The sequence below is a fragment of the Helicobacter valdiviensis genome, assembly GCF_003245365.1.
GTDB classification, from domain to species: Bacteria; Campylobacterota; Campylobacteria; order Campylobacterales; family Helicobacteraceae; genus Helicobacter_D; species Helicobacter_D valdiviensis.
In genome coordinates this window covers 1-12,017 of sequence record NZ_NBIU01000018.1, presented here as the reverse complement: position 1 = coordinate 12,017, position 12,017 = coordinate 1, and the positions used below count along the sequence as shown (strand labels likewise).

Here is a 12,017-nt window from a genome sequence, read left to right as displayed (position 1 = left end):
CGATAAACCAAGTATCAATTTAGCATCTAGCTCTGCAAGAATGAGATTTAGTTTTAAACTATAATATTCTATCATAAACTTACAATCTCACCTTAAAGCTTTCATTCTTAAAACTATAAAATGAAAAACTTTTGAATTTTACTTAAATTTTGTTTTTTAATTATTTCAATACTATTTGAAAGCTAAAATGGCACGCCCAGAGGGAGTCGAACCCCCAACCCTCAGATCCGAAGTCTGATGCTCTATCCAATTGAGCTATGGACGCAAGAAAGAGAATTATATCATAAAATCAGCATAAAACCTACACATCTAAGATTGTGTAAGTTTTAGTGATTTCTTTGACCGCTTTAAGTCCGCCTAAATCCTCTAAATTCACAATAAAACAAGCTTCTATACATTCTGCACCTGCTTTTTTTATTAAATTTGCCCCTGCTATTGCCGTTCCTCCCGTAGCAATCAAATCATCAATCAATAACACTCTTTGTATTTTTTTAGAGTTATCAAAGGCATCAATATGGATTTCAATCTCGCTAAATCCATACTCTAAAGAATATTTTTCCGAAATTGTAGTATATGGCAATTTGCCTTTCTTTCTAATAGGGACAAAACCAATATTTAAAAGATTTGCTAAAACCGCACCAAAGATAAATCCACGGCTCTCAATCCCCGCCACACAATCTAATTCATAACTTGCATAGCGGTTTTTCAAATGTTGCATTAACAGGTTAAATGCCTCTTTATTATTTAAAAGTGTGGTAATATCCCTAAAAACAATCCCAGGTTTTGGAAAATCATAAACCTTTCTAATAGATTGCAGTAAAAACTCTTTTTCCTCATTGCTAAGTTCCATAAATATCCTTTTATCTTAAAGTAAAGCTTCAATTTTTTGTTCTAAATCTTTAATTTTGCTTTTATATTTTTCAGTTTCTACCCTATATTGCGAGTTTCTTTGTTTAAGTGCTTTTACTTCATTTCTTAAAGAAGTGATTTCATCAGTTAATATATCAATATTTCCTAAAGCCCTTTGGAGCTGTAATTGATGTTTGCGGATTAAAATCTCTGCTTCTTGTAGTGTAAGCTTCATCACCGCACTATTTTTCTCCTCTTTTTGTGCCACACTTTTATAAAAAAATGTCTTCACAACCATAAAAAGAACAAACAATATAAAAGCCGTAAGAAACAACCATTGTGTAAATTGCGCCATTTATCTAACTCCTTATTGAAGTTTTCCTATTCTACATGCATGTCTTCCACCCTCAAACTTAGTTTGGGTAAAATTCTGCAAAATCACTTCTAACATACCCTCTCCTATAATCCTAGCTCCAAGGCACAAAACATTTGCATCATTATGCGCCCTACACATCATAGCACTATAAGGCTCCACGCATAATGCAGCACGGATTCCCTTAAAACGATTTGCAGCAATACTCATTCCAATTCCACTTCCACAAATCAAAACCCCAAAGCTCCCTTCATCTTCTAACACCCTCTGGCAAAGTAAATTAGCAAAATCAGGATAATCCACTCGGTTAGCATCTTTAGGGCCTAAATCAACAACACTAGCCCCCAAATTTTCTAAAATTTTCTTAGCAGGATCTTTTAAAACAAACCCTGCATGATCACTTGCGATATAAAATTTCATTCTAATCCTCTCAAAATCCAATCTAAAGGCAAACTAACCAACATAAAAAAATAATTTGATAAAGGCGTGCTTAAAAAAATAATAAGGATAATCATACCATAAGCAGGATGAATTTTACTAAAAATTCTTGCAAAAAAATCGTTTTTAAACATTAATCCAAGATAGCTTAAAGCTTGTGAGCCATCAAGAGGCGGAATAGGCAAAAGATTAAAAAAGGCTAAAACTAGATTATAAAGTATTAATCCATAGATAAAAACCCAAATACTTTTAGCAACAATTTCACTAGAAAATCCTACACCATTTAGCAAATACAGTAAAACAGCTCCTATAAGCACAAGAGCTAAATTATACAAAATCCCCGCCAATGAAACCCCTAAAGCTCCAAAATAACCACCATTTCTAATCACTATATCCATTCTAACAGGCACAGGCTTTGCCCAACCAAACAAAAAAGGTGCATTCACAAAAAATAAAAATGCAGGTAAAATAATAGAGCCTACCCAATCAATATGCACAAGCGGATTAATACTTAATCTTCCCGCATCTTTGGCAGTAGTATCTCCATAATAATATGCCACCCTGCCATGCATAATCTCATGCCCAATAATAGCAATCAATAAAGGTAAAAATTTAAAAACTCCTACTACTACAGCCCAGCCCATATTTACCATAGTTTCATTCATTAAATCTTTTCCTTAAGCCCTATTTAGCTTCCATCTCTTCTAATGCCTCATAACTCTTGCCTATTCTATACCATCTAATATTAAAATCTTTATCCCAACTTAAAAATATAAACCAAGGCTTACCAATAATATAGCGATACTCCACTTCCCCCCAAAAACGAGAATCTTCAGAATTATTACGATTATCCCCCATCATAAAAAAATTTCCCTCTTTTACTTTATGATAAAAAGCAAGCTCACCATTATCTAGCCTCACTTTTTCCATTGCAATTTCTCCACCTCCATTTGAAAAATCACTTAATAGTCTAAAAGCATCTAAGGCAACATTCTCATAATGCACTCCTTTATGCTTAAAAGAATAAGGATCAAAATAAAATTCTTTTCCCTCATAACTTATACTTCTATTAGACACCTTACTATAAGGATTTTCCTCACTATAAGAAATCCATAAACCCTCTTTAGTGTAAAGCAATTCATCGCCACCTATGGCAACATTTCTTTTAACATAATGGATATTAGGGGCTTTTGGATTATTAAAAATCACAATATCTCCGCGTTTTGGTTTATCCCCCTCAATCAAATGCCCATTATTATTAAAATCGGGCAATATTTTTAAATTAATCCAAGGAATTGTAGGCGTAGGCACTCCATAAACATATTTTTTTACAAAAAGTGCATCACCTATTAGCATTGTATTTAGCATACTCCCACTAGGAATAATAAAAGATTGAGCAACAAAAAAGATAAATAAAAGCACTAAAACAATCGCACCTACCCAGCTATTTGCAAAATTAATAAATTTTTGAAAAACCTTTTTCATAAATTTTCCTTATTTTTTGCACGCATTTTTGCAGCTTTTAGAGTATTTTGCAATAAAGAAGCAATTGTCATAGGTCCTACACCACCAGGAACGGGTGTAATATAACTGCTAAGTGGTGCTACATTTTCATAATCCACATCTCCCACAATGCTTCCATTCTCCAAACGATTAATCCCGATATCCACCACGATAGCCCCCTCTTTTACCATATCTTTTGTGATTAGATTTGGCTTACCCACTCCTACACACAAAATATCTGCTTTTTTAGTATGCTCTTTTAAATCTTTTGTATAAATATGACATAAAGTTGTTGTAGCATTCTCATTTAAAAAAAGTGATGCAAGAGGCTTGCCTACGATATTACTTGCTCCTACAATCACGACATTTTGCCCCTTTAAAGGGATTTCATAATGCTTTAAAAGTGTAATTACCCCCATAGGAGTAGCAGGGATAAACCCCTCTAACCCCGCATAAATCCTCCCCATATTAAAAGGGTGGAATCCATCTACATCTTTGGTAGGCGAAATAGCTTCTAGCACACAAGTAGCATCAATATGCTTAGGCAATGGAAGTTGCACTAATATTCCATCAATATTTGGATTTTGATTAAGCATAGAAATGGTTTGAAGCAAGGATTCTTGTGTAATGCTTTCTGGCATTTCATGGGTAGTAGAATAAATCCCTGTTCTTTTGCAAGCCTTTGCTTTCATATTCACATAGCTTTGTGAGGCTGGATCATTACCAACTAAAATCACAGCAAGACCAGGGGTAATTTTATACTCTTGATTTAATTTACTAATTTCTGCTTTAATGTCTTCTTCAATTTTTAACGCTAAAGATTTACCATCTAATTTTTGCATTTATCACCTTTAAAAAGTTATTTTGTTATTATAATAAAAAAATTTTTCTATCTAGTTTAAGGAAAGATGTTTTGCTAAGAATATTATTATTTTTTTTACCTCTTCTTGCATTGAGCGAAGAAAGCTTTATTACCCCCATAGAATATGGAAAAATGCTTTATGAAAATCCAAGAGGAATAGGCTGTATAGAATGCCATGGAAAAAATGGAGAAGGAAGAGAGATAGCCAGCTACAAACATAAACTTAAAAACAAAAAACTAAGTGCGCCAAAAATCAACAATCTCTCTTTTAGGGAATTTTCTACCGCCCTAAAACAAGGTAAAAAAATTATGCCAAAATACTACCTCACACAAAGCGAAATTGAAGCGATTTATCAATATCTTACAAGCCTAAAGGACAAAAATGAATAAAGAATTTTTAAAAGCTTATGAAGAAATAGAAAAAAGCTTTAAAGTTTTAAGTGATTTTAATAATGTAATTACCATTTTTGGAAGTGCTAGAATTAAACAAGACAGCAAAGATTATCAAAAAATCTGCAAACTCGCTAAAAAATTAGGCAAAAAGGGCTATAGCATTATGAGCGGTGGAGGACCAGGAATTATGGAGGCTGCAAACAAAGGCCTATTGAAAGCCAAAAAGCTTCAAAACAACAAAAATCAAGTTTCTATTGGTTTAAATATCCAACTCCCCTTTGAACAAGAAATGAACCCTTATGTAGAAATTCCTTTAAAGTTTGAGCATTTTTTTAGTAGAAAATTAGTTTTTAATTACAATTCTACGGCTTTTATTGTCGCCAAAGGAGGCTTTGGAACACTAGATGAGCTTAGTGAAGTTTTGGTGCAAATCTCCACAGGCAAACACAAAAAAATCCCAATTATTTTATACGATAAAAAATTTTGGAAAGGTATGCTAAGATGGTTTAAAAAACGGCTCTTAAAAGAAGGCTTGATTAATCTAGCAGATTTAGAGCTTTTACAAACCGCCTCCACTCCAAAAGAAGTTTTAAAAATTCTAAAAGAATTTAAGGAGAATTAAAAAATGGGATTATTCAAACCAAACATCATAAACAAAACAAAACCCGCCGCAAACAAAGCTAATATAATAGGTGCAAACCGTGCCATAAAAATCCTTCAAAGAAAAATAAAATGAAAGACTTAGCATACAACAAAAGACCTAAAAGTTTTGAACATTTTTTAGGACAAACCCATCTTTTTTCAAAAAATGCTCCTTTTATGCAACTTATAAAAAGTGGTAAAATCCCTCACAGCTTCTTTTTTGGACCTCCAGGAAGTGGAAAAACTACTGCTGCACTTTTAATAGCTCAAGAATTAGCCCTCCCCTTTTACTCCTTAAACGCTACAAATTTTAAAAGTGAAGATTTAAAAAGCATTTTAAAAAATCACCAAAATACACTACAAAAACCTTTAATTTTTATTGATGAAGTGCATAGACTAAATAAAGCCCAACAAGAATTACTCTTACCCATTATGGAAAACCATCAAGCTTTAATTATGGGTGCTTCTACTGAAAATCCCTTTTTTGCACTCACCCAAGCAATCCGCTCCCGCTCTCTTGTTTTTGAATTTTACCCCTTAAAAAAAGAAGAACTAGAAGAGCTTTTAAAAGATTATGAACTCTCAAATGAAGCTAAAGATTATCTGATTAGCTCAAGCGGTGGAGATGCAAGAGCTATGCTAAATTTATTAGATTGTGTCCTAGCCACTAAACAGCCCATTACTTTAGAATTTTTAAAATCTTTTAGAAGCACTTCTTTAAACTATGGGGTAAGCGAGCTTGATACGCATTATAATCTTACTTCTGCGATGATTAAAAGCATTAGAGGAAGTGATGAGAATGCAGGAGTTTATTATCTAGCAAGATTGATTGAAGGAGGTGAAAATCCTGAATTTATCGCAAGAAGATTGGTGATTTTAGCAAGCGAAGATATAGGCAATGCAAACCCAAACGCACTAAATCTTGCCACTTCTACAATGCTTGCCGTTTCTAAAATCGGTTATCCTGAAGCTAGAATTATTCTCTCCCAATGCGTCATCTATCTTTGTGCCTCACCAAAATCAAACACTTGCTATCAAGCTATCAATTCCGCACTAGATTATGTTAAGAAAAATCCTAATGAACCTATCCCAAACAACATCAAACAATTCCACAAAGACTATCTTTATCCGCACGATTTTGGCGGTTTTGTGGAACAAGATTATCTCCACAAACCCTTAAAATTTGTAAAATGGCTTCCTAAAGGCTTTGAAAAAACGCTTAAAGATTGGCTAGATAAAATCAAAAATTATAAAGGAGAATAAATGAATATTATCTTTGGACCCGTGCAATCAAGACGCTTTGGAACTTCTTTGGGAGTTGATTTATCTCCTAAAATTAAACAATGCAATTATGATTGCCTCTATTGCGAACTAGAGGGCAAAAAAGCAGACAAACAAATGCAAGAAATCTTAGAACCCAAACTCATTTTAGATGAAATACAAAGAAGCCTCCAACGCTTTAAAGGGCTAAACTCCATTACCATAACAGCAAATGGAGAACCCACTCTCTACCCTCATTTATATGAACTTATGCTAAAGTTAGAAGATATTAAAGGGGATTTACAAACCCTTTTACTTACTAATGGTTCTACACTTTATGATCCTTGCATTGCTAGGGCTTGTTTATTGTTTGATAAAGTTAAATTTTCCCTAGATGCTATCTCACAAGATGTTTTTAAAAAAATTGATAGACCCCACAAAGAATTAGATTTAAATAAAATCCTAAAAGGTATTTACACTTTTGCAGGGGATTTTAAAGGAGAGCTTTATGCAGAAATTTTATTTGTTAAAAATGTTAATGATAGCATAGAAGAAATTCACAAAATGGCACAATTTCTAGCCCCACTCCCTCTTAAAAGGCTAGATATTTCCCCTATTGATAGACCACCAGCCTACAAGGTAACCTCTCCAAGCCCTGAAGATTTCAAACAATTTAAGCTAATTTTTGAACGCTTTAATATCCCAACTTTCATTCCAGAACGCAAAGATAATAAAGAAAATTCCACACACAATAATATCCATCTAAGCCAAGAAGAAATTCTAAAAACGCTTAATTTGCGTCCCATGAGCTTAGAAGATGTAGAATTGCTTTGGGATTTACAAACACAAAAAACCCTAAAAGAACTCATAGCTTCAAAAAAAGTAAGTATTAAAACTGTGGGAAATACTAGCTTTTATTGGAAAACATAATTTACCCAAATGAAAGCATTAACCCTACATATTCACCCCTTGCTTTAAAAATCTTCCCCCTCCCCCTTGGCTTAAAAATATATTTGGAACAACTTTTGCTGTATCTAAAATACATAAAATAATAAAACTCACTAAACTAAGCTAAATAAAGGAGTATTTATGCCAAAGTTTATCATAATTTTTACATTACTTTTAAGTCTTGTTTATGGGCTTCCCAAAGTAGAATTTAAAAATTCTTGCGTTCCATTAAAAGATTTTAGCCCAGAACAAAAAGAAGTCCTCCTAAAATCCTATTTAGCAGGTGCAGAACATGGATTTGGCTACACCCTAGCAGCGATTGCTTGGCAAGAATCTTGTGCAGGAGTTTATAAGATGAATTTCCAAGATCCAAGTGCTGGGATTTATCATGCTTATATTCCAGGGGTTATCAAACGCTATAAAAATCTAAAACAAAACGGTTTTACGCAAAATTTAGTGGGTGCTATGCTAGTAAGCGATGATACTTTTGCACAAAAAATCGCTATTAGCGATTTAAAATTTTGGCATAAAGAACATAAAGGAGATTGGAAAAAAATCATAAAATCTTACAACAAAGGCTACAGCTGGCAAAAGAACGATTATGCAAACACTCAAGCAGAAAACTATTACAAAAGCATAGCCCAAAAAGTCAAAGAGCTTGAAGCCTACTTGCCAAAATCCACTTTAGAACAAATTGCAATTTCCAAAAAAGCTCCCAAAGAAAACCTATACGCTAATTCCAAAAAAACAACCAATTATAAAGAAAATAGCAATACAGACAAAAAAGCCTTTTTGCTACCTATATATCAAGCTGGAAATGACTTTTTAGAACCCCTAGATAAAAGCCCAACCCTCCTAAAAGAATTTGATTTAATAGAAATTTATTAATGCTTTTAATTTTAGTTTCTATTAAACACAACAAGCCCACTCCAAACATCTTTTTAAACCTAGTCTCATTCTATAAGACTTATTTTTTCCAATACTTTTCTTTTTATTTATCTTATTTGCCAAACCCCTTTTGTTACAAAATGCCATTCTCTCCTCTTAAACAATAGCACCAAATTTCAAAAAACTATATTTTCTATCAATTTTAAAAAATTTTTGCTATTTTTGCTAAACTTTTTTAATTTATTTCCGATATAATGTCATAACCAAAAAGGAAGTTGGTTATATAACTAGCTTTCCATTGAGGTTTATCTTAATTTCAAAGCTACGCCAAGGAAGGCAAAAGCTATAACAAAAAGGAGTTTAAAATGGCATTCCAAGTCAATACTAATGTTAATGCGTTAAATTCACACGCTCAAAGCACATTTACACAAACATCTCTTGCAAGTTCATTGCAAAAGTTAAGTTCAGGTTTGAGAATTAACTCAGCTAAAGACGACGCATCTGGTATGGCGATTGCCGATAGCTTAAGATCTCAAGCAAATGCTTTAGGACAAGCTATTAGAAATGGTAATGATGGTATGGGAATTATCCAAATCGCTGACAAAGCTATGGATGAGCAAATCAAAATCCTAGATACTATTAAGACTAAAGCTACGCAAGCAGCTCAAGATGGACAAACAGAAAAAACAAGATTAGCTATCCAAGCAGATATTAACAGACTTATTGAGTCTTTAGATAACATTGCTGGAACTACATCTTATAATGGCTTAAACCTTCTTGCAGGTGGTTTTACTAATAAGGAATTCCAAGTAGGTGCATACTCTAACCAAACCATTAGAGCAAGTATCGGTGCTACAAGCTCTGATAAAATCGGACATGTTAGAAGTGAAGCCTTAAGGTTTAGTGGCATGGGAACTCAAGCTATGAAATTTATTGGAGCTAAAGGTGGACAAGATGTGACACTAGAGAGCGTTGTAATCTCTACTTCGGCTGGAACTGGTTTAGGTGCTTTAGCAGAAGTTATCAATAAAAACTCTGATGCACTAGGTGGTATCCGTGCAGAAGCCAAAGTTGGTAGAACAGGTACTGCCGAGATTCAAGCAGGAGATATCACAAGCTTAACCATTAATGGAATTAAAATTGGTGATGTTACTGGAGTAAAACAAGCTGACTCTGATGGTAGATTGATTCAAGCTATCAACTCCAAGAAAGAAGAAACTGGCGTAGAGGCTTCACTTTCTGAAGATGGTAGATTAGTCCTTACTTCAACAGATGGTAGAGCTATTCAAGTAACAGGTGGTGGTATGTCAGCAGGTGGTGCTGGGATTGTAACTGCTGGAGGCACAGCAGGTAGTACATTTGTAGGAACTCTTGTTTTAACCCAACTAGGTGCTAATGATATTAAATTTAGTGGTTTAGGAGCTACTGCAGATTTAAATAAAGTAGCACAGAATACAACTAGCCTAAGAGATTCAAAAGATGGCTTTAGTGCTGATATAAGATCTGCAATTGGAGCTAATGCCGTTAATAGCGGAACAGCTGGACAATCTCTAGGATCAGGTGTAACAACTTTAGATGGAGCAATGCTAATGATGAATATCGCTGAATCTGCCATCAAACAATTAGACGCAATTAGATCAGACTTAGGTTCTGTGCAACAACAAATGCAATCTACTATCAACAATATTACAATCACTCAAGTGAATGTAAAATCAGCAGAATCTGGAATTAGAGAAGTAGATTTCGCTCAAGAATCAGCAAACTTCACTAACCTAAACATTCTAGCTCAAGCAGGTAGCTACGCATTAAGCCAATCTAATGCAACACAACAAAATATCTTGAGACTACTCCAGTAGTCTAGCTTAAGGGCTTTAAGCCCTACAAGCTTTCAACTAAATTTATTTTCTCATTTTTTATACTTATCTATCTAACACCAAAATCACTAAAAATCTAAAGCTTCACTAATCTAAACTTTCTAACTTTAATTATGCTTTTATCCAACCAAAAAACATATCTTAAAACTATCTCAATAATCCAGCTTAAGAACTTTAACCCTACAAGCTTTAAACTAATTTTATTCTTTTCTTAATTTTACATTCTTTCTAAATAACCCTAAAATCATTCAAAAATAACTATAAAATTATATAAATAAACCATTACCATTCTTTTTTACCCTTATGAAGCTTTACCCCTTTTTGTCATTGCAAGACAACTTGTTACCAAAGCAATCTAAAAGAGCAATCAAGAGTTTTAAAGTATTTCAATAGAGTTTTACCCTACAATGCAAACCCTTTAGACTACCACACTTCATTTTGTTTTGTTTATAGTAAATTTATCATTCTAAAGGTGTCCCTTTTGTCATTCTGAGCGTAGCGAAGAATCTATAAAGAAAATCCCCAAAAGAAGATTTTTAAAGAAGAGATATTTTGCTTCACTCAATATGACAAAATAAAATGTTATTACGCTCCACCCTGTCATTGCCAACATAAAAAAGCAATCTAAAAGCAATTAAGAGTCCCAATCTAATGTCATTGCAAGGCGATGTAATTGCCGTGGCAATCTAAAAAGAATAACCATAAGTCACAATTAATGTCATTGCGAGGAGGCATAGCCGACGAAGCAATCTAAAATCATTGCAAAAGTTTCCCCTCCTCCGTCATTGCAAACAAATATGCAATATTTGTGTGGCAATCTAAAAGAGCAACCAAAATCTATGCTATAACTTCCAAAAAAGCTAAAATTAATAAACAATATTATGTCTATATTTTCTTTAATAATTCTAATGAAACTCTATATATAGACATAACAAATAATTTAATAAAAGAATTTATAAATACAAAAACAAATTGATAGAAAGTTTTACCAATAAATATAAAATTAACAAACTAGGATATTATGAAATTTATGATGGAGTTCAAAACGCAATACAAAGAAAAAACAATTAAAAGCAAGAAATCATATAAAGAACAAGAGCTAATAAACAATATAATTCCACAATGGAAAGGTTTATATGAGGATTTAATTTGAACTCTTGATTATCTTTTAGACTGCTTCAGCTTAAAGGCTTTGCAATGACAAGGTGGAATGTCATTGTAAAAAACAAAGCAACGAAGCAATCTAAAATCCTCCTTATATTCATACCATAAACTTTCATCATTACAAGAAACCTATCATTTTTAAAAGTTTAATTTGTCTTTTTATATCAATCAAGCAAACTCTACCTTATTACTATTCTAAATACTTAAACTTCTTTTGTAAGTCCCCACCCTATCACTGCAATAGCTTTCTTTTTTGTTATTATAAGTCTCTCCCTGTCATTGCGAGCGTAGCAAAGCAATCTGATATTGTTACCCCGTCATTGCGAGAAAATATACAATATTTGCTTGGCAATCTAAAAGAGCAACCAAGAGCTTTAAAGTATTTCAATAGAGTTTTACTCTACAATGCAAACCCTTTAGACTACCACACTCCACTTCGTTTCATTCACAGTGATATTTCCACCATATTATCACAAATTCATACAACCCTGTTTATTATTGTAAGTTCCCCTTTTTCTGTCATTGCGAGCGTAGCGAAGCAATCTAAAAACCAACAAGACTAAAACTATTAATATTAATATTAATATTAATATTAATATTATTTACACTTGTATTAAATAAGAAGATTTTGTTTTAAAACAAGATTAAAGAAAGAAAAGATTTTAAACTTTGTAACCCTTTTATTATAAAGGGTTTAAAGTCTTAAAATTCCTTTTTAAAAGATAAGAAGTAAAAGCTAAACTAAATATTATTTAGCCTCCTTACCCGCTTTATCTTCCAAAGACTAATTTTAATAGTTTTAAGCATAAGTTAAGCGGGTTTT

Annotated in this window: 13 protein-coding genes and 1 tRNA gene; 7 read left to right on the top strand and 7 right to left on the bottom strand. The window is 33.0% G+C overall.

Annotated elements, in window-relative coordinates; genetic code table 11:
- Window positions 1-188: 188 nt before the first annotated feature.
- From B6S12_RS06620 to folD, 7 genes are all read right to left on the bottom strand, one after another.
- A tRNA-Arg gene (locus B6S12_RS06620) sits at window positions 189-265 on the bottom strand.
- A 36-nt stretch (window positions 266-301) separates the two neighbouring features.
- Window positions 302-850 carry an adenine phosphoribosyltransferase gene (locus tag B6S12_RS06615; RefSeq protein WP_111230014.1) on the bottom strand — a complete coding sequence of 183 codons (549 nt, stop codon included), beginning with the start codon at window positions 848-850 and terminating at the stop codon, window positions 302-304.
- A 15-nt stretch (window positions 851-865) separates the two neighbouring features.
- The gene (locus B6S12_RS06610; RefSeq protein ID WP_111230013.1) at window positions 866-1,204 is read right to left on the bottom strand and encodes a hypothetical protein; all 339 of its coding nucleotides are present in this window, start codon (window positions 1,202-1,204) and stop codon (window positions 866-868) included.
- Between the two features lie 12 nt (window positions 1,205-1,216).
- Window positions 1,217-1,642, bottom strand: a complete 426-nt coding sequence (gene rpiB, locus B6S12_RS06605) for a ribose 5-phosphate isomerase B (protein WP_111230012.1) — start codon at window positions 1,640-1,642, stop codon at window positions 1,217-1,219.
- Entirely contained in the window at window positions 1,639-2,325 is a 687-nt protein-coding gene (locus tag B6S12_RS06600) for a site-2 protease family protein (RefSeq protein WP_245892571.1), read from the bottom strand. The genes rpiB and B6S12_RS06600 overlap by 4 nt, the downstream gene beginning before the upstream one ends.
- 19 nt (window positions 2,326-2,344) lie before the next feature.
- A complete protein-coding gene (gene lepB, locus B6S12_RS06595) occupies window positions 2,345-3,145 on the bottom strand; it encodes a signal peptidase I (RefSeq protein WP_111230011.1) in 801 nt (266 codons plus the stop codon).
- Complete coding sequence (gene folD, locus B6S12_RS06590; RefSeq protein WP_111230010.1) at window positions 3,142-4,005, bottom strand: bifunctional methylenetetrahydrofolate dehydrogenase/methenyltetrahydrofolate cyclohydrolase FolD; 864 nt, start codon at window positions 4,003-4,005, stop codon at window positions 3,142-3,144. Before folD ends, lepB begins: the two co-directional genes overlap by 4 nt.
- A 71-nt stretch (window positions 4,006-4,076) precedes the next feature.
- On the opposite strand from folD, the gene B6S12_RS06585 reads away from it, so the two are divergent.
- From B6S12_RS06585 to B6S12_RS11085, 7 genes are all read left to right on the top strand, one after another.
- Window positions 4,077-4,415, top strand: coding sequence for a c-type cytochrome (locus B6S12_RS06585; RefSeq protein WP_181450981.1), 339 nt, complete (start codon window positions 4,077-4,079; stop codon window positions 4,413-4,415).
- Window positions 4,408-5,040, top strand: a complete 633-nt coding sequence (locus B6S12_RS06580; RefSeq protein ID WP_111230009.1) for an LOG family protein — start codon at window positions 4,408-4,410, stop codon at window positions 5,038-5,040. Before B6S12_RS06585 ends, B6S12_RS06580 begins: the two co-directional genes overlap by 8 nt.
- A 110-nt stretch (window positions 5,041-5,150) precedes the next feature.
- Window positions 5,151-6,323, top strand: coding sequence for a replication-associated recombination protein A (locus B6S12_RS06575; protein WP_111230008.1), 1,173 nt, complete (start codon window positions 5,151-5,153; stop codon window positions 6,321-6,323).
- Window positions 6,324-7,250, top strand: a complete 927-nt coding sequence (locus B6S12_RS06570; protein WP_111230007.1) for a radical SAM protein — start codon at window positions 6,324-6,326, stop codon at window positions 7,248-7,250.
- Window positions 7,251-7,409: 159 nt separating this feature from the next.
- Window positions 7,410-8,156 (top strand): hypothetical protein, encoded by a 747-nt coding sequence (locus tag B6S12_RS06565; protein WP_111230006.1) that lies wholly within the window; start codon window positions 7,410-7,412, stop codon window positions 8,154-8,156.
- A 365-nt stretch (window positions 8,157-8,521) separates the two neighbouring features.
- Entirely contained in the window at window positions 8,522-10,012 is a 1,491-nt protein-coding gene (locus B6S12_RS06560) for a flagellin B (protein ID WP_111230005.1), read from the top strand.
- A gap of 1,502 nt (window positions 10,013-11,514) precedes the next feature.
- Window positions 11,515-11,757 (top strand): hypothetical protein, encoded by a 243-nt coding sequence (locus B6S12_RS11085; protein ID WP_181450980.1) that lies wholly within the window; start codon window positions 11,515-11,517, stop codon window positions 11,755-11,757.
- Window positions 11,758-12,017: the final 260 nt, after the last annotated feature.